At 45.1% G+C, this 22923-nt stretch carries 14 protein-coding genes and 1 pseudogene; 3 read left to right on the top strand and 12 right to left on the bottom strand.

Annotation, left to right across the window (positions count from 1 at the left end):
* Positions 1 to 46 precede the first annotated feature (46 nt).
* The 4 genes and pseudogenes from OCV19_RS06180 to OCV19_RS06165 form a co-directional block, all read right to left on the bottom strand.
* A pseudogene (locus OCV19_RS06180) lies at positions 47 to 1353 on the bottom strand (IS4 family transposase).
* Positions 1354 to 1475: 122 nt separating this feature from the next.
* The gene (locus OCV19_RS06175; protein ID WP_004734682.1) at positions 1476 to 3758 is read right to left on the bottom strand and encodes an acyl-CoA dehydrogenase; all 2283 of its coding nucleotides are present in this window, start codon (positions 3756 to 3758) and stop codon (positions 1476 to 1478) included.
* 55 nt (positions 3759 to 3813) lie between these two features.
* A complete protein-coding gene (locus OCV19_RS06170; RefSeq protein ID WP_065677279.1) occupies positions 3814 to 4443 on the bottom strand; it encodes a TetR/AcrR family transcriptional regulator in 630 nt (209 codons plus the stop codon).
* Between the two features lie 444 nt (positions 4444 to 4887).
* A complete protein-coding gene (locus tag OCV19_RS06165) occupies positions 4888 to 8697 on the bottom strand; it encodes a VCBS domain-containing protein (protein WP_065677280.1) in 3810 nt (1269 codons plus the stop codon).
* A 300-nt stretch (positions 8698 to 8997) separates the two neighbouring features.
* Here OCV19_RS06165 and OCV19_RS06160 point away from each other — a divergent pair, with 300 nt between their 5' ends.
* Together OCV19_RS06160 and OCV19_RS06155 are read left to right on the top strand one after the other, a co-directional pair.
* Positions 8998 to 10305: a TolC family outer membrane protein gene (locus OCV19_RS06160; RefSeq protein WP_019821320.1), complete on the top strand. Its 1308-nt coding sequence runs from the start codon at positions 8998 to 9000 to the stop codon at positions 10303 to 10305.
* Positions 10305 to 10916: an OmpA family protein gene (locus tag OCV19_RS06155; RefSeq protein WP_048609223.1), complete on the top strand. Its 612-nt coding sequence runs from the start codon at positions 10305 to 10307 to the stop codon at positions 10914 to 10916. The genes OCV19_RS06160 and OCV19_RS06155 overlap by 1 nt, the downstream gene beginning before the upstream one ends.
* 220 nt (positions 10917 to 11136) lie before the next feature.
* Here the strand turns inward: OCV19_RS06155 and nhaA are convergent, their stop codons facing one another.
* The 5 genes from nhaA to OCV19_RS06130 form a co-directional block, all read right to left on the bottom strand.
* Entirely contained in the window at positions 11137 to 12300 is a 1164-nt protein-coding gene (nhaA, locus tag OCV19_RS06150) for a Na+/H+ antiporter NhaA (RefSeq protein ID WP_065677281.1), read from the bottom strand.
* A 295-nt stretch (positions 12301 to 12595) separates the two neighbouring features.
* A complete protein-coding gene (locus OCV19_RS06145; RefSeq protein WP_065677282.1) occupies positions 12596 to 13744 on the bottom strand; it encodes a lipocalin-like domain-containing protein in 1149 nt (382 codons plus the stop codon).
* Positions 13734 to 16187: an ABC transporter permease gene (locus tag OCV19_RS06140; RefSeq protein ID WP_065677283.1), complete on the bottom strand. Its 2454-nt coding sequence runs from the start codon at positions 16185 to 16187 to the stop codon at positions 13734 to 13736. The genes OCV19_RS06145 and OCV19_RS06140 overlap by 11 nt, the downstream gene beginning before the upstream one ends.
* Positions 16168 to 16839: an ABC transporter ATP-binding protein gene (locus OCV19_RS06135; RefSeq protein WP_017060385.1), complete on the bottom strand. Its 672-nt coding sequence runs from the start codon at positions 16837 to 16839 to the stop codon at positions 16168 to 16170. The genes OCV19_RS06140 and OCV19_RS06135 overlap by 20 nt, the downstream gene beginning before the upstream one ends.
* Before the next feature lie 122 nt (positions 16840 to 16961).
* Positions 16962 to 18335, bottom strand: a complete 1374-nt coding sequence (locus OCV19_RS06130) for an MATE family efflux transporter (RefSeq protein WP_059019298.1) — start codon at positions 18333 to 18335, stop codon at positions 16962 to 16964.
* A gap of 98 nt (positions 18336 to 18433) precedes the next feature.
* Here OCV19_RS06130 and OCV19_RS06125 point away from each other — a divergent pair, with 98 nt between their 5' ends.
* Positions 18434 to 19864: a DUF2867 domain-containing protein gene (locus tag OCV19_RS06125; protein WP_065677284.1), complete on the top strand. Its 1431-nt coding sequence runs from the start codon at positions 18434 to 18436 to the stop codon at positions 19862 to 19864.
* A gap of 217 nt (positions 19865 to 20081) precedes the next feature.
* On the opposite strand, the gene OCV19_RS06120 is transcribed toward OCV19_RS06125, so the two are convergent.
* The 3 genes from OCV19_RS06120 to rsuA form a co-directional block, all read right to left on the bottom strand.
* Positions 20082 to 20741 (bottom strand): DUF2913 family protein, encoded by a 660-nt coding sequence (locus OCV19_RS06120; protein ID WP_065677285.1) that lies wholly within the window; start codon positions 20739 to 20741, stop codon positions 20082 to 20084.
* Positions 20741 to 21958 (bottom strand): Bcr/CflA family multidrug efflux MFS transporter, encoded by a 1218-nt coding sequence (locus tag OCV19_RS06115; protein WP_048614403.1) that lies wholly within the window; start codon positions 21956 to 21958, stop codon positions 20741 to 20743. The genes OCV19_RS06120 and OCV19_RS06115 overlap by 1 nt, the downstream gene beginning before the upstream one ends.
* 200 nt (positions 21959 to 22158) lie before the next feature.
* Positions 22159 to 22854, bottom strand: coding sequence for a 16S rRNA pseudouridine(516) synthase RsuA (rsuA, locus tag OCV19_RS06110; protein ID WP_065677286.1), 696 nt, complete (start codon positions 22852 to 22854; stop codon positions 22159 to 22161).
* Positions 22855 to 22923: the final 69 nt, after the last annotated feature.

Genomic DNA, 22923 nt, shown 5'->3' with positions numbered 1-22923 from the left:
TACGACAAAAACAAAAAAGGCACCTAATTAGGTTAATGCCGTTCACTTAAGAGTGAACGGCATTTTTGTTCTTAGCATACCGTTGTGGTCTGGGTTTAACTGTTCTAGGGAATGTCCTTTCCCTTCGCCCTTCAAGTATTAAGCTTTCAGCCATGTTGTGGAACCCCTTTAGCTGACGAGGTATTGCGCCTGGTGTTGAGTAAGGTAAGCCTACAAGTAACGCAGATACATGAGCTAATGTGCCGTTAAAACTGAGTTGATAAGGAAGGTAATTTCCCTTTAGATTGAAGCAGAGCTCGACCATCTGGTATCGGATTAAATTGTAAGTAAGCAAGATGCCCCATAACTCCTGCTTTACCAGTTCTGGTAAACGACTTCGCAGCGTGAGACGATTTCCAAGCATGTATTGTTTCTGCTCTCGGTAGCCTAGCTCAATTTCCCAACGATGTTCATAAAGGCCTGCAATATCTTTTGATGGGTAACGCAGGGAGTCCGTCATGGAGGTTAATACTTGGTAGTCTTTTCCTTTAATTTTACGAGTGACAAGTCGAGCGGTTATCGACTTTGGTAAATCAGGCCATAGCTTTCTAGCCCTTGGGTTACTGTGTAATTGAACCAGTTTGTCATTTCGCCCTAAAGATTGAACAATGTCATATTGTGTATTTTTCTTGAGGGGGATAAGCCAATGACGCTCTGAGCCAGAGTCTTGCCATTTATGTAATAAGCCTAAAGAATAGAACCCTTATCGAACATTGTCACGCTATGGTTTGGTGTTGTTTCTATCAGTTTTTCAGCTAATATCATTTCGTTTGTATTGTAATTATCAAAGGCACTGGCCGTAATAATGTGACTGCTTAGTTCCATTTGGCAGACCATTCTCACTTGCGGATATTGCGTCCCTTTTTGTCGAGAAAATGCCTTTTCATTTTGCGGGTTATCGGGCGTTCGCCAAACAACGCCATCGACGCCAAGAAGCGTTAATCCATTCCACTGGGGTAACTTTGCACTTTTTAACCATGACGTAGTCATTCGCTCAAAGACCGCTTTAATTGCGTCTTCACCCAAAGTCTTTCGACGTTGAGTTAACGCACTTGGTGCGACAAAAGCTTTACCTGTACGGTCGACAATATCAAGTTGGTTCACTAAATCTTTCATGGATTTACTGTTATAGATAGCCATTCCAACAAGCAGCCACACCATGGATTCTAAAGTTAATTTCCTCTTTCTCATCGTGACGGTATCAGTAAGAGAATAAGCTTCGTCGATGAGGTCAATTGGAAGCAAGTCAGACAAAGTTTCAACGTTGCTAGGTTTCCAATCATTAATTATGTTTAGAGCTTGAGAAACATCCATAAAAAAATCCAAGTGCATTAAATACACTTGGATTTTGACAGCTCTGAAGGATCGTTCAACCGATCACTTTGGCTTTAACTGATCGGCATTACCTAATTAGGTGCCTTTTATCGTTTCTTTATCTAAGCAACGCTATTTAGCTTAGGTTTTAACTCTTTTCGCGTCAAAGTTTCACTAAAGTCATGACTGAAGTGGTCAACTTGAATCGCTGTGTAGCGTAGTTTATCAGCAGCAACAATTTGGTCGACTTCTTCTTGTGTCAGAACATCAGCTGCAAGTGCTTGAGCCAGTTTGTCTGCCAGCAAGCCTTTACGAGCCACTTTGCCTTCTTTCACTGCTTTGAAGATTTTACGCTCCAGAGGCTTGATGCTGTACATCGCATTGAAAGCATTCTCCATAAGGCCAACACTATCATCTTCCTCTTTGCCAATGTAACAAAGATGCGTCAGACGTTCACGGTGTGCACCTGGAGTCATCAAGCTTTCTGCTAGTTGAACTGTTAGGTTATCACTCGGTTTTTCGAAGTGGTTACCAACAGGGAAAACTAGTCCTTTCAGCACTTTCCCAACCATCTTGTTCGGGAAGTTTCTGTACGCTTCCTGCAGCGACTTAGCCGCATTATGGAAACAGTGTTGAACCGCGTAATGTACGTAGTCTAGGTCAGCTTGTTGACGACCTTCGTCTTCATACTTCTTAAGCGCAGCCGACGCCATGTATAGGTAACTTAGACCATCACCCAAACGTGCAGAGATAAGCTCTTTACGTTTCAGTTCGCCACCTAGCGTCAGCATTGCGAAATCCGCACTGACCGCAAGCGCACGGCTCAAACGAGTCAAATCTTGGTAGTAAGGCTTAGTTGGACCGCTCATGTCGGCTTTAATGAACTTAGAGCCAGTTAGTGCCGCACCAAAAGCACCGAACGTGTTTTTAGTTGCGTGTGAGATGTGCTTGAACAACAAGCTATCAAAGTCTTTTGCACCTTGCTTCTCATCTGGGTTCGCTGCCGCTTCCATTTCGCTCAATACGTATGGGTGACAACGTGTCGCACCTTGACCGAAGATCATCAGGTTACGAGTTAGGATGTTCGCACCTTCTACTGTGATAGCCACTGGAATACCTAGGTAAGGCGCAGCCAAGTAGTTCATTGGGCCATCTTGAATTGCACGACCTGAATGGATATCCATTGAATCATTCAGAATAGTACGTGCCATCTCTGTCATGTGATACTTCGCGATAGCCGTTACGATACCCGGCTTCTCTTTCATATCAAGTGAAGTAGTTGTCAGTGTACGAGTCGCTTCTAGTAGATACGTTAAGCCACCAATACGTCCAAGGCTCTCTGCAACACCTTCAAACTTACCAATCGACATACCGAACTGTTTACGAACGTAAGCGTACGCACCAGTAGTTTTCGCTGTTAGGTGGCCCATCGCCGTGCCAAGTGCTGGTAATGAGATACCACGACCTGCAGACAGACATTCCACCAGCATACGCCAGCCTTTACCTGCGTAATCTGCGCCACCGATTAACCATTCCATAGGAATAAATACATCGTGACCGCGTGTTGGACCATTCATAAACGCAAGACCAAGTGGATCATGACGCTCACCAATCACAACACCTTCGTGGTCTGCCGGGATAAGCGCACACGTGATGCCAATGTCTTCTTTGTCACCCAGTAGCTTTTCTGGATCGTGCAGTTTGAAAGCCAGACCAAGTACCGTCGCCACTGGAGCTAGCGTAATGTAGCGCTTGTTCCAGTTAAGCTTGATGCCTAGTGTCTCTTTGCCTTCGTGCATGCCCATACAAACGGTACCGACATCAGGGATACCACCCGCATCAGAACCTGCTTCAGGCCCTGTGAGTGCGAAACAAGGGATATCTGTACCGTCAGCAAGACGAGGTAACCAGTAGTCTTTTTGATCTTGAGTTCCGTAGTGAGACAGTAGCTCACCAGGGCCAAGAGAGTTTGGAACCATTACCGAAACCGCAGTACTAATACTACGCGTCGCAATTTTAGTTACGATGGTAGAGTTTGCGTGCGCTGAAAATTCACGACCGCCGTACCCTTTCGCGATAATTAGCGAGAAGAAACGTTCTTTGCGTAAAAAGTTCCAAACTTCCTCTGGAAGGTCTCGGTCTTCTTTCACAATTTTGTGGTCATCAAGCATAGCGAGCAAAGTTTCAAGTTCATTATCCATGAACGATTGCTCTTCTGCTGTCAGCTGAGGTTTTGGGTACTGGTGAAGCTTAGTGAAATCTGGTTTACCAGAAAACAGCTCTCCGTCCCACCACACGCTACCCGCTTCCATCGCTTCTTTCTCGGTGCTAGATAGTGGTGGTAGTACTTTTTTAAAGAGTTTAAAAGCTGGGTCACTTACCCATTTTTGTCTTAGAGAGCTCATAGTTCAGATCCTTTTGTTCACTATATTGTTTGTGAATATTTTGCTTTTTATTGTTTTATTCTTTTGCTGACATGCCAGCGGCCAAAAATGGAATGAGAATATCGACCACTGCCTTCGCATCTATCTTTGTGTCGTAGTCATTCTCTGCAATTTCTATTAGAGCTTGGCTAGACGCCATGGTGAAAACACAAGTCCCAAGGGTGAAGTGTAAACGCCAAAATAACTGCTCTTGAGTGAGGTTCGGATTCGCTTTCATTACTGACGTCGTAAACAGAGTCAGTACTTCGCTGTAGCGAGTTGTAATGAACCAACGCAAGTGTCCTTGCACATCTGTATAGCCTCTGCCGATAAGTAACATGAACCGGCTTGTACCATTTGGCCTAACATCATTAAGTGCTCTTAGTGGCTGTCTCAACGACTCAAACACGTCACTCATAGAATACGTTTCGTTCAAGTTTAAGTTCACTAATGCATCTTGCAGTGCTGGCATAAATGCTTCTAAGTAACGATTGAGTACCGCACGAACCAGAGTCTTCTTATCGCCAAAGTGATAGTTCACTGAAGCTAAGTTGACATTCGCTTTACTCGTAATCGTGCGTAAAGAGGTGTCATTAAAACCGTGCTCAGCAAATAAGCCTTCAGCCACATCTAAGATTTTGTCTTTGGTTGTACTTCTTGGTGCCATTTCAATCACTCGTATTAAACAACTGTTTGAAATATACGCTTAGTACATTTATTTAACAAGCAGGCAACATCACATTTTCACAAATTGGTCGTACCAGTTAATAAAACTCAGCACTAACCGATTGAATCGCTGTGTGTTTACAAAAAAAGAAAAAAATAATGAATTTTCTTGGAACTGAAATGGAAATGGTGGGTCATAAATTATATAGAAAACAGCGTATTTAGAAGTTTAACAGGCCGTCAAACTTGTTCTTCTCACTGCTTTCTTAATTACTGCATTTTCCTTATTAACTCCTATACTTGTATCCGCCCAAACCACGTTGGTTTGGGCTTTTTTTTGTGTGTTGTTCCGATACCTTTTCTTTAGCAGGTACTCGACACAAAAAAGCCCCCGAAATCGAGGGCTTTTCTTACGTTAAACGTTAGAACCTTTCACATTATCTAATTAAGCAGCATCATTTTTTATCAGCTCTCCCAGCACGGCTAGGTCATTACCTAGGTCAACCGAACCACCTAGTTCAGTCGCAATCCCCTCAACAACGATAGTTTGGACATCATCCCCTCCATTGATTGGAATGGACAACGCGATATCTTCTCCGTCGACAGAGACCTCAATCGCATCAAGTAGCTCGGCCATTTGAGTCTCATCTTGAGGGTCTTCGACCAAATCATTGAGGTCAATCAGATCCCCAGAACCACCTGTATAAAGCTCGAAATCTTTAATAATATCAGTACCGTTGTCGAGCGCAGAGTCTAGCCAAGTGAAAATGTTGTTTCCGCTATCTCCAATCAGCAGATCGTTGCCTGACTCGGCATACAAAGGTTCATTACTCGCAGCACTAATAACGTTATATTGCTGCGGTTCTTCGATATCTATGGTGACCGTCTCTACCGTGCTTTCTGCACCATTAGAGTCGACCGCGACATAATCAAACTGCGGGTCTTCGGTTACTGCCTCGTTACCTTGGACATAGCGTAACTCCCAACTGCCCCCTGTCGATGACAGCTCCATCCCAACAATCGGATTGTCTGGTGAAGAATAACTAAAATCATACAGAATTTGGCTATTCCCCGTATCTCCTGGATCTTTTTGATATTGCTCCGTCTGAGTCGTGCCATCAGCAAAGGTATAGAGCACTTCAACATAAACATTGCTATCAGTGTTAAATGAACCACCCAACCCATCTAAACCAAAATCAACAACCTCTAATGGATTATTAGTAAAGTCGAGGACCAAGGTCTCCTGTTTGTTCATACCTCTACCATCAGTATCACCAATACCAAAGCCAACATGAGGTTGTTCACCTTGATACTGTTTCAACGGTTTATTATTGTTATCTTCGATCGTTAGTGTAATCGTATTACCGTTATCTAGCGTAATAAGTCTCTCTGTTGGTGAAACTTCCACACCCCAATTATAGAAACCATCAACAAGCTCTGGCATATCCTCAGGATCGCCACTAAAGCCCATTTCAAACATTTCTCCAGGCCCAGCTACAAAACTGATATTGTTCGGAACAAACAACTCACCGTTATCAACATCAGACTGTACGATTTCTCTCGTGACGCCATTTTCATCGGTATACAAAAGGCTGCCGTTGGTTGGCAAACTTTCGATTCGAATATTAAGTGGAATGTCATCATGGTCATCTTCTATATCCGAGATATAATCTGGCATGCCGCCATCTTCAGAATCGAAGAGAATAGGTATAATCGCGTCCTCATCATTAACGACCGTAAAGCTGGTCGCTTCAGGTGCGTCATTGACACCATTGATTGTTATCTCGATAACATGCTCTACACCATCGATCGCGGTTACCACATATCTTTCAATAACCGTGTCATCATCATTCAAGTATTGAACCGCATCGTTATCAACGACATAACTCCATGCGCCCTCTGGAGTAATCGTTAACATACCCAAAGCAAGTGCATAAGTAGACCCAATAGGGGTAAACACACCATTAGGTTTAAAGGCGGGCATGTCACTCGTGTCGACATCAGTAATCGTTAAAGTACCTGACGCTGAAAGTTCGTTGGTATCAGGATCGACATTAACATCTTCCGTCACCTCACCCAGGTCAGAATCACCTTCACCAACGGTAATCTCAGATGGATCATCGGCACCATTGATGGTGATGGTCACTTCGCTTGTGGTTCCGTCAATCGCAGTAACCGTGTAAACCTCTGTAACGAACTCATCGTCATCAAGATATTGCACATCATCGTTATCTACAACGTACGTCCATTCGCCATCATCGGTTATGGTCAACATACCTAACGCGGTATCATTGGTCGAACCTTCTGGATTAAACGTTCCGTTAGGTTCAAAGGCCGCAACATCATTGGCATCTACATCAGTAATCGTCAGTGTTCCCGTCGCCATCAAGTCATTGCTTTCAGGATCGACATCGACATCTTCCGTCACCTCACCCATATCAGAGTCACCTTCACCAACGGTAATCTCGGATGGATCATCGGCACCGTTGATGGTTATGGTTACTTCACTTGTGGTTCCGTCAATAGCAGTAACCGTGTAAACCTCAGTGACGACCTCATCGTCGTCAAGGTATTGCACATCATCGTTGTCCACGACGTAAGTCCATGCTCCATCATCGGTTATGGTCAACATACCCAACGCGGTATCATTGGTCGAACCTTCCGGATTAAACGTTCCGTTGGGTTCAAAAGCAGCGACATCATTGGCATCAACATCAGTGATCGTCAATGTTCCTGTCGCCATCAAGTCATTGCTTTCAGGATCGACATCGACATCTTCCGTCACTTCACCCAAGTCAGAATCACCTTCACCAACAGTAATCTCTGACGGATCATCGGCACCGTTGATGGTGATGGTCACTTCACTTGTGGTTCCGTCAATCGCAGTAACTGTATAAACCTCGGTAACGAACTCATCGTCATCAAGATATTGCACTTCATCGTTATCTACAACGTACGTCCATTCACCATCGTCGGTAATGGTCAACATACCCAACGCGGTATCATTGGTTGAGCCTTCTGGATTAAACACACCGTTTGGTTGAAAAGCAGCGACGTCGTTATCGTCAACATCGGTGATCGTTAGTGTCCCAGAAGTAATTAAGTTGTTGCTCTCTTGGTCAACATTAACATCCTCAGTCACTTCACCAGTGTCTGAATCACCTTCACCTACGGTTATATCAGATGGGTCATCGGCACCGTTAATAGTGATGATCACCTCACTCGTAGTACCGTCACTTGCTGTCACAGTATAAACTTCAGTAACGAACTCATCGTCATCCAAGTACTGAACGTCATCGTTGTTAACTACGTAAGTCCAAGCACCATCAGGGTCGATGTTCAATACACCTAGCTGTGATTCGTTTGTTGAACCTACGAGGTTAAACTCACCGTCAGCTGAAAAAGTAGGAGTGTCGCTGTCTACATCTGTAATCACAATCTGACCGGATGTCACTAATTGATTGGTGATTTCATCTACATCAATGTCCTCAGTCACACTGCCCGAGTCATCAGTAGCCACAGCTACATCATCAGTACCAATTATCGTTACTGTAATGACTTGTTCGCCTCCATCGGAGGTTTGTACTGTCGTCGAGTCTTGAATTTGCTCACCATCCGCAAGCTCATCATAAGGACTGTTGGCCACGAAGGTCCAAGTACCATCTTCGTTTACAACAAAAGTACCGAGATCATTATCCCCAGCGACCTCTTTAACAATAAAGGTAACGTCTGGGTCTTCACTCGTTAAAGCGCCCCCAGTTTCAATAGGTGCATCTTGCTCAAACTCAATAACATTAGTTTCACCTGAAATAAGCGCAAAGGCGATAATATCAAAAAGAGCAAGACTTTGAGTTTCCGACAGACCTTGAGACTCAAACCCGTCAGTTTCAAAATTTGTGGCAGCTTGAGTTTCAGCCCCAGTACGTTCAATCCTACCGCTGTTGGTCAAACTAGAGCCTTCCTCACCAGCGGCAGTATCAAACTCATCTCCTAGTTCCGTTGGATCAAATCCTTCTTCAATAGCACGCTGAACTTGAGCGATCGCGTCATCAGTATCTAGCACATTTTGTTGGCCCTGGTTATCTACAAAACGTGCAGAAACACTTGGCACATTTTCTTCACTAGTATCAAAACTGATAATTACGTCGCTGGCCGCTGGTTGTTCGCCCGGAGACAAACGTCTAACTTGGCCTTGAGCGTCGAGCACTACACTCCCACTAGCAAGACCTAGTATATTTAGGTTGATATTTCCCATATCATATTCCCACTTCTGCCCAGAACACGCCAAACGCGGAATCAATCCCACCCTGCGCTGTGGCTATTTCCTACAATAAATCTAGTAGTGGCACTATTGATAATCAACTCACTAAAAGTTGGTAAATCTGGTACTTTTTAAATTAGTCAATGGCAATAGCGACTTACATTCAAAAAAAAACCAACAAACTTCGCATTTTTTTGCAAATGTCCTAAGCTTCATTTAATACCCTTCTCTCAATTCAGCGGTAAACGTAGGTTGGGAAACGGATGAGACATTGAAAGTAGAAGGAGAGCTACTTTGAAATTGTTTAAATTATCCATTATGTGTTGCTTAGTTGCTTCAACACCACTCACCGCTCAAACTCTGGAACAGTCTGTTGCTATTACTTTGGCGACGAATCCAGAGATAAAAAGCATCTTCAACGAATATGTGAGCGTGAAAAAACGTAATGATGCCTCTGGAGGAGCGTACAAGCCCAGCATCGACCTTGATGCTGGTATTGGTTACGAAGGCATAAACCCTGCACCAAATAACGGCCCCGATACGGATCTAACACGAAAGGAAGCGACGATTTCCCTCACTCAATTGCTGTGGGATGGTTCTGCGACGCTGAACGACATTGATCGTACCGCCGCAGAAGCCGAGTCGGTACGTTTGCAATTGATCGCGGATGCCGAAGACAAAGCTCTGGAGGTAACACAAATCTATCTAGATGCAGTGAAAGCCACTGAAGTGCTGGCACTGTCAGAAAGTAATCTTTCAATACACAAGAAAATCTATAAAGACATAAAGAAACGAGCGAATTCAGGCATAGGTTCGACAGCTGATGTATCGCAGGTAGAAGCTAGGATTGCGAAGGCTCATGGTAATTTGTTGGCCGCACAGAATAATTTGATCGATACCCACACCCAGTTTAGACGAGTGGTGGGTCAAGAACCCCTAGGCTTGATTTACCCAAGAGCCGATATTTCTAAAATTCCTTTGTCGTTAACTGACGCCATTGTTGATGCATTAGACCAACACCCAGTGATCAAAGTTGCAAACGCAGATGTCGATTCAGCCCACTTCCAATACAAACAATCAAAGGGCGTGAACTACCCTACCTTCTCCATCGAGGCTTCTCAGTCATGGCGTGATGATGCAGGTGGCGATGAAGGCTCAAGTCAAGAGACCCTCGCGATGCTACGCATGCGATATAACTTGTACAACGGCGGAACAGACAGTGCTAATTCAGAAGCTGCGGCATACCAATTGAACAAAGCAAAAGATCTGAGAGATCGCGCTTATCGACAAGTGGAAGAAGGTCTTCGCCTCTCATGGAGTGCATTGGATCTAACGTTACAACAAAAGAACTTCTTATCTGATCATGTTGATTCAGCTTCGGAAACTGTTATCGCATATGAAAAACAATACCGAATAGGCAAACGTACTCTGCTTGACTTACTCAACACTGAGAACGAACTATTTGAAGCCCGTAAAGATTACCTAGATGCCCACTATTCAGAGCAGTACGCTAAGTACCGTGTGATGAACGCTACAGGTTCTTTATTGAACGCTCTACTGGTCGACATTCCAGAAGAGTGGACTACGCCCGTGGAGTATTAATGATGAAAATACCTTACTTATTACTTCCCGTGTTAACGATGACTTTATTTGCCTGTTCAAACCAGCAGGAAGAGGCTTATATCGAGACACCTGAAGCAGAACAGATTGCAGACCTGCAAGACGATGATAGAGATGGTGTGGTGAACGCTCGTGATATCTGTCCAGGTACGCCTGAGACATCACAAGTAGACAATGATGGTTGTGGAGAAACGATTCGTGCGGAAGAAGTCAGACAGCTAAAAATACTCTTTGCTCATGATTCATTTGAAGTGAACCCGATCTTCTCAGACCAGATCAGCACGATGGCAGAGTTTCTTGAAACCTACAAAAGTGCCTCGATTGAAATACAAGGCTATGCGAGTAAAGTGGGTTCTAACGAGTACAACTTAGACCTATCAAAAAAACGAGCAAACAATGTTCAAGACGAGTTACTGTCGAATGGTATCGAACCAGAACGAGTGCGAATTGTCGGCTATGGTGAAGAGCGCCTAGAAAGCGATGGCGACGACCCTACTTCACACGCATTGAACCGTAAGGTAACAGCGACTGTGGTAGGGTTAAGTGAACAAATCGTCGAGGAGTGGACCATATTTACCACGCTTGAAAAATAGCGTGACATTGTCACTGTGGATCTAGATGTGACGTAGCGCGGGTGTCGAACAACAGCAGCTTAGTTATAAGATCAATAAAGCCGTGATAGGGTTGCCCATCACGGCTTTATTGTTCTTTGTCGTCACATGAGTCGAGGGAGACTCTGTGACTCTTCTTGCTACACAGAAGTTGACTTGTTACTCAGTGAGCAGGCTCCCTATTAAGCGAGCCTACTACCGATTATAGTTTTACTTCTTGATGCTTAGTTTTCGGTAGAGAAATACTTAGCAGGAAGTAACCTAAGATAGCTGCAGTCGTTGAGCCCATCAAGATACCTAATCGAGCAAGCGTATCAAAATCTGCGTTCGTTTGACCAAATGCCAGTGACGAGATAAAAATAGACATCGTAAAGCCAATACCACACAACACAGATACTGCGAAGATGTTCATGAAGTTCACACCTTCAGGAAGCTTAGCTACGCCGGTTTTCACAGCCCCCCAGCTGAATAGGAAGATACCCAGTGGCTTACCAACCAATAGACCCATAGCAATACCAAGCGGTAGCATACCTGTAAGGTTTGAAATTGAGATGCCTTCTAGTGAGATACCTGCGTTTGCAAATGCGAAGATTGGCAAAATTGCAAAAGCGACGTATGGGTGCAGAGCATGCTCTAAGTGTTTCAGTGGAGAACGCTCCCCTTTATTACCTTTCAGTGGGATAGCAAAACCAATTACTACACCTGCCAATGTTGCGTGAACACCAGACTTCAATACTGCGAACCACAGAATTGCACCAACAATGAGATAAACACTCAGCTTAGTCACATGCTTGTTGTTTAGCATGAACAACACACCAGTCGCGATGAAGCCAACTGTAAGTGCAAGTGTTGATAGGTCGCCTGAGTAGAACAGAGCAATGATAACAACAACACCTAGGTCATCGATAATTGCCAGTGCAAGCAGGAATACCTTCAAGCTTACAGGTACACGGTTGCCAAGAAGAGCCATGATACCCAATGCGAATGCGATATCAGTCGCTGCTGGGATAGCCCAACCTTGAAGCGCTTCAGGGTTACTTGAGTTAAATAGCACGTAAATAAGTGCAGGAGCTAGCATACCACCCACAGCTGCGATAGCTGGGAAGATTGCTGTCTCTTTAGACTTTAATGCGCCTTCTAAAAGTTCGCGCTTAACTTCTAAGCCGATTAGAAGGAAGAAGACAGCCATTAAGCCATCATTAATCCAGTGAGACACAGACATACCAAGAACGTAACTGTGAAGTACACCTTGGTACATTTCGTTCAGTGGTGAGTTTGCTACAAACATTGCGATCGCCGCAGCGATGACTAGTATGATGCCGCCAGCAGATTCCATTTTAAAGAAGTCACGGATGACGTCGGTCATGATTTCGCCCTTATATTTATTATTTAAATAAACGAATAACAAAGAATAACAAAGAATAACAAAGAATAACCACGAGTTTATATCCAAGTTTAATTGATAGATAATCACTTCTTCGGATGTTTAACTTCGGTTTTTCCTACAAATACTAAACAATACGTCGTATATTCCATAATGTTGTTATGCACCATGAATTAAGTATAGATGAGATCATCGAACCTGTATGCACAATTCATTGGGGGCAGCTAAAAGTCGCAGGCATAAAAAAAGGCTATCAAATGATAGCCTTAGGTGTTTTTTAGTAGCCAGTTAACTGCATAAAGCCTGTCGCTTCATGACTCCCGCTCGCCCTTATTGGCCCTTCCCAATATGGTATGACAAATGGAAGCCACATATCCCTGCGTATAATACGCGTCGTGAGGTTGATATCATGCTTAGGGACGTTGATGATCCACTGTAAAGGCATCCGTCTTCCATTCATCAACGTTGTATTTTGCAATGGTTGAATGGAAATGTCGGATTCCGTTAATTGGTAAACTTTGCCTGAGCGCGTTGCCAATGTACCGAATACGTAAGGCAGCTGTTGGTTATGACGATAGCGGTTAATGCTTAGCGCTGTGCCGTCATCGAGGTTAAATACAAACCAATCCCAACCTTGCTGACCCACTCCAAGTAAGCCACTGCCCCACTCTTTATGTACCCACGCTGTGCCTTCCACTTCCTTGGTAACGCCGTCTAGGTTCAACACACCACTCAACGATAAAAATGGAGCGCTGAAGTTATAAGACGCGACAGGTAATAAGTCGTGCTTTTTCTGATAACCGTTATCGCCGTTGAGCACATAGGGCCCTTTTGCAATGGTGTCGAGTTCAACTCCAAACGTGTCTGTTTGCACTTGAAGGCGTCCTGGGAATGGGGTGTTGCCGAGTGCACGCCAGTTCCAGTTATCAATCCAAAGCCTGAATGGACGATTAGTCATTCCCGCTTGGCCAATGCCGCCACGAGCCATGCGCTGTTCTTTCCATACTTTGGACTTAGAAGAGACCACTACATTTGAGATATAGACTTGAGGGCTTTGCCACCCTGGTGTTTCACGTTCGTCCGTTGCGATACGGAAAAAGCTCCACTGGACCGAATAGTCTTTACCATCATCACCTTTCAAAGATGCAAAGTAATGCCACCACTCGTGCTGAAACTCTGGGTGGAACTTAAAATCTTGTGGTAGCGAAACATTACGGTCTGGCAAAACAGGTTCGAACACATTGAAGTGTTCATTAACCAATATTGAGTTAACTTCATTCACTCCCTTTTCACCAGGATCGATGAAATAAGAGTAATAACCCCAAACACTTAAAAAGATGCCGAAGAAACTGATTAATAGCAGAGAAGACAGAATTCGTTGTCTTAACTTAGTTGAAGTATTCCGTAAAAACATACTAAAGCGCATCCCTCAGTGACTTCATCGGAGTGTTCCGAATCATTCTCATCACTGGTAAAGCACCAGCTAGCATCAATGCTGCCATGGCCCATGCAAATGTCTGCAAATAGTCCCAAGGAATCACTTGTAACTCGAGTGACCACCCAAAAGACTGCTTTATCACGATATCAACAATTAGGCTCGCTAACGCCAATCCGAGCGGAATCGCAATTAAGGAGGAAATAAGCCCAAACACAAACAACTGCAAACTACCTGTCAGGATCAGCTCTTTCGCCGAGACACCCAAACAGCGCTGCAAGGAAATATGCCTTTGGCGAGACACTTCTCCCGCAACCGTCGCGAAGAAGATACCGAAGACGGCGATAACCAAGGTGATGTTACCTAGTGTATCTGCAATCGCGAACGTCCTATCGAACACCCGCATCGCTTGACTGTGGATGTTGTTGTTATCGAACACACGCTCAGAGCCAAGCCTGAATACACTTTCTAATCGGCTGCGAAGCCCTAGTGAATTAACATCGTCTTTGAGTATTACGCCAAGGCCGACATTACCCCGCCCTGCAAACCCATACAGCCAGTTTCGATGCGACATCATGACTTGATGGTAAGGGTTACCATAATCGTAATAAACACCGACAACCTGCCAACCAGATCCGAGACTGTCATAGAGGTCAATGTAGTCGCCAGGGCGAATCCCCAGCTTGAGAGACATCGATTCACTGATCAACACACCTTTAGAGTGATGTAAGTGATACCAGTAATTCGGAATACCTAATTTGATCGTCAGCGCTTCTAGCTCACCTTCAGAAGGACCCGTACTGACTACCTGAATGCTACCAACTGGAGACGCCACATCTTTCTCCCAACGCCACCAAACCGAATCCACTTCAGGTTGGTCGGATAACCAATTACTCATACGAGCAGCGGCATTGTTGGTTGGATAGATATACAGATCGGCAGCCAAACGCTGTGTTAGCCATTTATCAGTGGTATCTCTAAAGCTACCGACCATGGTTTCTACACCAATATTGGCTGTTAAGGCCAACATAAACGCCATCGTCGCCACGCCACGGTAACTCATACTGGAAGCAGCATCAGCAAAGAACCAGCGAGCGCGAACCCAACGCAAAGAATAAGAGAGGCTGTTAAATAACTTCCACATCAAAAACGGGGTAAATAGCGCCACACTGATCAGCATTAGCGCGATAATCGCAAAACCCGTCTCTTGAGTCTGAGGGGCTTGATACACGGCGACAGCGGCAACCAAGAAGCCACAGCCAATCAATGCTTGCCAAGTAAACTCAGTACCCGCAAAGCGCATCAAAGATAAGCGAGAGGTCAAACGAATCGGTTGTGATCTAAGCAAGCGCACCAATGGCCAAGCACACGCTAAAAACGCACCAAGTAACGCCATCAATAAGCTGTAGCCGCTCCATCGCCAATTCCAGTCGATCGTTAAGCCAACGTTGGCGTCGTATAAGTCGCCTAAGCTTGAAGATACCGCTGGTAACAATTGGTTGGCTAACATGACACCGAATACATTACCGCAGATCCAGCTCAGTACGACCAATATCAACAATTCTAAGCAAAGTGCTTTAGCCAATTGCCAGCCCGATACACCTGTTTGTCTTAAGATTCCGACTAACGGCTGGCGCTGAATAAATGACAACGACATCGCCTGATAGAAAATGAATAGGCCAACCACAAACGACAACATGCCCATCGCTTTTAGATTTAAGTGGAACGCACTGGTTAGCGACTCAAGCTCAGCTTTAGAACTGCGAGAGATTGTCAAACCATTGGGCAACATGTTTTTAAGACGTTCAAACTTCTCGGGAGACATGTCTGAACACGCAATCACGGAAAGCCCTGCACTGCGTTTAAGCATTCGGAGCAAGGAGATATCCGCAATCAACCTTGTACCATTAATCAGGTTATTTTGATCGACAACCACAGGCCCAAGTTCAGAGCCATCCATCAGAGGGATGTAATCACCGTTGTGCCATTCCATGTGTTCAGCAAGATCATCACTGACAAGGATTGGATATGGTGGCTTCATGAGGTTCAAAGCAGTGAGATCTTTTAACGCAATACCAGGTTGTAGCTGAAGCATAGAAACAGGATCTATACCGACAACCATGAAGTTTGCGCCATTTTCATCAGTGATACGATGGTGATCAAGAGGAGAACACTGTTGAAAGCCTTCACGGCGAAGCTGGATATAAAAGCCTTGCGGGATTTTATTGGCGTTGTGTTTTGGTCGAATACGGTAAGGAAGAGGATTCGAAAAGAGTTTGTCACCATGCGCATAGCTTTGCTTGGCGTGTTGGTTGATAGCAGTAACACCAACCAAAAGTGATACGCCGAGGGTTAAACCAAGCCATACCAAAATAATCTGCAGTGGGTAACGTCGATAGTGACCGAGTAGTGCCTTAACTACGGGCCATAACATGCAGTTGCCCTCCTTGTAGACGGATCCTACCATCCATGTGCAGAGCTACTTTTTCACTGTGTGTTACCAACAGCAACGTACATTCTAATTGACGAGCCAAAGAGGTCAGTAAACGCATTACCGCTTCTGCATTGCGCTCATCTAAACTTCCGGTCGGCTCATCGGCCAGCAAGATTTTTGGTTCCATATACAGCGCGCGCGCAATGGCCGCACGTTGTTGTTGGCCACCAGACGCTTCTTCAGGGTAACGGCCAAGCAAAGGCATAAGATCTAAAGCAGAGAGAATCTGTCTCCAGAGGCCTTTGTCTTCAGGTAAGCCTTTTAACTGGCGGCAAAAGCGGATGTTATCGGCAATATTTAGCGTTGGCAGTAAGTTGAACTGCTGAAAAATATGGCCAATGTTGTTTCTGCGATAAGCGGTGCGGTCACGCTCGGTTGAGTCGTGCATATTGAAGTGAGGAAAAGCGATTTCACCTGAATCCGCTAGGTCTAAACCCGCGATAAGATTCAGTAACGTACTTTTACCTGAACCGCTTTCTCCCATTAATGCCAGCTGGTCACCTTGGTTTAATGTTAATTCAGCACCTTGCAAAACAGGGTGAAACTCCCCCCCATCGACATAGCCTTTACATAGGTCTGACAGCTTTAACATTAAACAGCTCGCATTAGTTAGAATTTGGAAGGAGAATCTACACTAATTCCCTGTTAGGAGGAAGTATTTTGAAAGATAGATCACACGCCAACGATAAAGTGATGCGATTGGTGCGCCCTACTTCAACTTCCTATCAAGTTTTTAATCCATTTTCTTGTTTTCATGCGATATAGCGACCCGCCCCACTTGAGGACTTCTTCCGTTAGAAAAAGCAGATATACCCATTCCGGTGGAAACTTTAAATAAATAGCCGCAATGGCTGCCAATGGGATACCGATCACCCACTGAGCAATCAAATCTTGATAGAGGCAAAACTTCACATCACCACCCGCTCTCAACACCCCAACGATCACAGTCAATGGCACCGAGCGAATGACAATACCCACACTGAGGATCAGAATGAATTTCTCTGAGAGGGCTCTGGTTTCTTCCGTCAATGCGCTGAAGGCATTAAGTATTGGCGTTTGAACGAAGTAGAGAAAAACGGCTACAACGATACTGGTTAAGAAACACAGAATTGTTAAGCCAAGTGCTTGATAGTAAACCGCTTCATTATTTTTCGCGCCAAGCTGGTTACCCACTAGAACCGCTGCCGCATTCGATAGACCAATCAATAAACTCAATGAGATAGACTCAACCGGCGTCATTACTGACAGCGCAGCCAGACCTTGAACGCCCGATTGTCCCATGATCGCGTGGTAAGCAAACAACCCCCCCGCCCATGCTAAGAAGTTAAACGTGGTCGGCAGAGACAGCTTCAAGAAGCGAATCACCTTATCGATCGAAGCTGCCGCTTTAATATCGCAGAACTTAAAAGCTAACAAATGCTTAGAGAAATAGAGATAACCAAATAAAGTCGCCACTTCAATCGCGCCACTCAGTACCGTCGCAATCGCCGCACCTTTGATTCCAAGCGCAGGAAAGCCTAAGTTACCGAAGATCAGCACCCAGTTTAAGAACACGTTAGACAGGATGCCGATACCGCTGAAGAAGGTGCTTAGCCCGGGTTTGTGCATCGCTCTCAAACCTACAGCCATACTGCTGACACACGATACCGCTAGCATGCTAAAAGAGGTAATTACGATGTATTCAACGCCTAAGTTGATGACCTCTTGAGAGTCGGTCGTCACGCCCATGATTTGTGCAGGAAATGAAACGAAAAATGCAATGGTCAGTAACGCAAACAGTGTCGAAACCAGCCACGTCAGTGCGGTACTTTCTCTGACACCTTGTCTGTTACCCGCCCCCCAATATTGAGCAGTAAGAAGAGCACCGCCCGTGGTAACACCCACCAGCATTATGGTCGTCACGAACATTGCTCGGCTCGCCACACCCACAGCTGCAATGTCTGCTTCGCCAAGTTGGCCCAACATCAATACATCCACCAAGCCTCGGCTTGAAAACATAATGCTCTGCAAGGTGATAGGCAGTGCAATCGCAATAAGCCTGCGAACAAAATCACCTCGTGTGTGATGAATAATTGAAGAGAGCAACATAGAGAGATACCTAAACGGAACGTATTGATGAATAAAGATAAATATCGCGCTATTATATCAATGTTCGGTTTTTAACCACAGATATAAATGGAGTAACAATGAAGAAAGTACTGGTTTTAGGCGCTTCTGGATATGTTGGTTCGCAACTCCTCCCTCTCCTGCTTGAGCAAGGCTATCAAGTCACGGCAGCAGCAAGGCATATCGACTATTTAAAGGCACGGACCGAGCCTCACGAAAACTTATCGCTTGAGTATCTTGATCTGGCCGATCAAGCTGCGACACAAGCCTTAGTCCCCGACTTTGATCTTATCTTCTTTCTCGTCCATGGCATGGCAGAAGGCCACGACTTTATCGATTATGAGCTGAACTTAGCCCGTAACTTTGTTTCGGCTCTTGGCCCAAAGAATCAACACGTCATCTACCTGAGCTCTTTACAGCCTCAGACAGGTGATTCAGAGCATCTTCAAGCGAGAAAGAAAACCGGCGAATTGCTTCGTAAAGGGCCTGTACCCGTTACCGAACTTCAAGCTGGCGTGATCATTGGCCCAGGATCTGCGGCATTCGAGATCATGCGAGATTTCGTGTACAACTTGCCGATTATGATTGCGCCAAAATGGGTTGACTCTAAAGCCAACCCGATTGCTTTGCAGAACCTGAACCACTATTTACTAAAACTCGCACAAGACACGCCTAGCGAAAGCCAAACCTTTGAGGTTGGCGGGCCGGATATTGTCTCTTACCGAAACCAATTTGCTCATATTGCCAAAACCGCCGATCGTCCACTCAGACTATGGGCGACATCGCTACTGACACCAAAGATTGCTTCATATTGGTTAGGTGTGGTGACTTCTGTACCGTCTAACATAGGTAGAGCACTACTTGCAGGCTTAAAGCACGACTTCATCGCCAGTTCGACCATCATTAGAGAAAAGTACCCTCAGAAGCTTATCTCGTTCGAAAATATGGTTGAACAAGCCATTCACGCTGAAGGAAACTTTGTCAAAAGCAATGTATGGGGCTTTGATAAAACCGCATTCAAACGCTGGCAAGCTGGGTATGGCTATTACCCGAAGAAAACAGGCGCAAGTATCACCTCAAGCGCTTCATTGGAATCGCTTTGGCATGTTGCTCAGCAAATCGGAAGCCCGAAGCAAGGTTACTTCTTTGCTAACACTTTATGGCGCACACGCGAATGGTTGGATGTTCTTTTCGGTGGCGGTGTACCGGTTCGACAAATGCCAGAAGGGCCCAACCTAAAAGTCGGTGACAAAATCGATTCATGGAAGGTCATTCGCTGTGAAGAGAATCAGTTTTTATCCCTGCTTTTCGGTATGAAAGGCCCCGGTTTAGGGCGACTCGAGATTACCGTCTCTGACCTCGGAGACTCTCGCGAGCTGAACATTTCAGCGTGGTGGCACCCTAAAGGCTTTCTAGGGTTACTGTATTGGTTTGCGATGATGCCTGCTCACCTATTTATCTTTAAAGGCATGGTAAAGGCGATTGAGAAGCAAGCTAAAGAGCAGGATTAAAAGCAGATACGGGATTCGAGTAACGAGATGCTAAAAGATTAAAAGCAAATTCGGGATTCGAGTGACGGGATGCTAAAAGATTAAAAGCAAATTCGGGATTCGAGTGACGGGATGAGAAGAGACTTAACAGCAAATTTGCGACACGCGCTATGAGAGGCAAAAAAAGAGCGGATAATTCCGCTCTTCGTATCTCTCATCTCGCATCCCGAATCCGCTACTAGCCGATAACGCTAATTGGGATCTCAGCCAATTGGTTGCCTTGGTTAGCAGGGTAAACGATGTATTCACCGTGATACTTCACCGCAGACTTATAGTCCGTTACTTTGTGAAGCATGAAACCCGCTTCCATCGCCGCTTGGATGAACTCTGCGTGGTTACCACGAACAAACCAGTTCATCGGCTTAACCATCAACTCACCGTCGAAAGAGTCGTCACACTGTTTGCCACACAAAGCAAAAGAGTGCTCACCATCGGTGAAGAATTGAATCTTGCCGCCAGTCGTTAGCTCATCTTCACTCGATACGCTCCAACCCATCTCGTACATTTTGTCCATGAACGCTTCAACATCACTGTCTTTTAGCACTTTAGGCTCTTCGCCTTCAGGGAAAAAACGTCTGTAAAATGCAGAAATGCGTTTAAAGGTAAAAGTTAAATCAGAGTTATTGCCTTTTGAGCGACCCTGTTTCTGCCAGCGAACTAAGTCAGGCACAATCACGCGATCATAAGCTTGAGATTTAATCGCTTTTGTTACCCAACGAACAAGATAAAGGTTGTTCGCGATAGGCGCGTCGATCGCTTTGCCAGACTTATGCAGAGCATACAGCTCGCCCAGCGCATCGTTCACTAACTTCTGAATTTCAATATAGTATTTTGACATTATGCCTTCTTTCCTAATGTCCAATATAGTAATGCTGACAGTATTGCACATGCTGCCATCACCATAGCCATTGGCCCTGCAGTGTCACTTGGTAGCATGGCAACAATTGCCCCCACCACAGAACCAGTACCAAATCTTAATGTGCCCGCAAGCGAAGAAGCTGTGCCGGCCATATTCGGGTATCCGCTTAAAAGCAGCGCCATTGAGTTACTACCAATGGTAGACAGTGTGCCGATAAACAGCATCACGAATGGCACAATACCCCACAAACCAATATCTAACATCCATCCGACTAACAGACCTAAGCCCGCAAACAGTTGAATGGTTAAACCGACTCTGAGCATAGCGTGAGAGCCCACTTTCTTCACGATTCGACCGTTGATGCTCGTCATCAAGATCATAGCAACAATATTCAAGCCGAACAGATAGCCAAACAGATCAGGGCGAACGCCATAGATATCGATGTAAACGAATGAACCTGCCGTTAAGAACGCAAACATCCCTGAAAATGAGAATGCACCAGAGAAAATCAGGCCCATCGCCGTTGGGTTCTTACACAGGCGAGCGTAGTTACGAATCGTTGTTTTAAAGCGCAATGGTTGTCGGTTTTCTGCAGGAAGCGTTTCTGGGATCTTCATCGATACCGCTAGAATCACGATCACCGCAAAGATAGCCAGGACCCAGAAAATTGAACGCCAACCGAACCACAACGCTAAGTAACCGCCAATCATCGGAGCAACCAATGGCGCAACTGTCATCACCAAAGTAACGAAAGACATGGTTCTTGCGAAATCTTCACGATCGAACATGTCTCTCACCACCGCTTGGATGATAACGGCCGCCGCAGCACCAGCAAAACCTTGAGCGGTACGGATGTAAGTCAGCGCTTCAATGCCATGAGTTGTCGCACTCACCATAGAAGCAATAGCAAACAAGAACACACCAATAAGCAATACAGGCTTACGACCGTAGCTATCTGCCAACGGGCCATGCAGTAACTGCCCCAGCGCGAAACCTGCGGTATAAGCTGTTAGCGTGATTTGCACCTCACCCGCCGTCACACCAAGATCTTTGGCAATGGTCGGCATCGCTGGCAGATACATATCAATGGCTAGCGGAGTAAGTGCACCAATCGCACCAAGAATCAAAAACAGCATTAAGCCTAATTGAGGGGTTTCTGGTTGGGAGCTTGGGCTCTGTGAGGTCGATGTTTGCATGGTTCTCCGAATGTTCAACTGATAGAGCTAGGGACTAGCGTGAGTACGCGAGTCAAAGATTGGCTGAGACTTTCCTAGTACCAGTCAACATCATCAGCCGACGCTATCCATGGTCGGCTTTACAACGAAAGGGCTATTTCCAGCAAAAGTTGTTTCTTGCTAAGAACAATTTCTTATTAAGAGCAACTTCTAGCTAAGGACTACTTCCAGATTGAATCGACTTCTTCTTGCGTTAGGTAACGGTATTCACCTAACTCTAAAGATTCGTCCATCTCAATTTCGCCAATACGTTCACGGTGTAGTGCTTCTACTTTGTTACCAAGAGCAGCAAACATACGTTTAACTTGGTGGTATTTGCCTTCGTGAATCGTTAGCAGCACTTCACGCTCTGCACGAACTTCTAGGTGTGCAGGAAGTGTTAGGCCATCTTCGCTCTTAAGCTGGATGCCCTCTTTGAATTTTTCAACGTAATCGTCTTCAACAGGTTCAACCAACCACACACGGTACGTCTTCTCGCACTTGTGCTTTGGCGAAGTGATACGGTGAGACCACTTACCATCGTCGGTAATCAACACAAGACCTGATGTATCAATATCTAGACGGCCAGCAAAATGCAGCTTGTCCATTTTGATTTCATCAAGTAATTCAAACGCGATACGATTTGCGCCATCTTCATGCGAACAAACAAAGCCTTCTGGCTTATAAAGCATGATGTAACGTGGGCCGTGAACATTCAGTTCATTGCCTTGCCATTCCACAACGCACTCTTCAGTTACCTTGAGTGAACCGCTTTTTTGAATGACATCATTTACTGTCACTGCCTTGGATTTTAATAAGTGTGTTGCTTCTCTTCGAGTGACGCCTAATGCATCGCACAGAAATTTATCTAAACGCATGAATACCTCAACTAATCTAAGTCCGGTATTATAGTCACCTTTGCTCAATTAGTTGAGCTATTTCACACT

It is taken from the genome of Vibrio celticus (genome assembly GCF_024347335.1).
GTDB classification, from domain to species: domain Bacteria; phylum Pseudomonadota; class Gammaproteobacteria; order Enterobacterales; family Vibrionaceae; genus Vibrio; species Vibrio celticus.
This window is presented reverse-complemented; position numbering and strand designations above follow the sequence as displayed.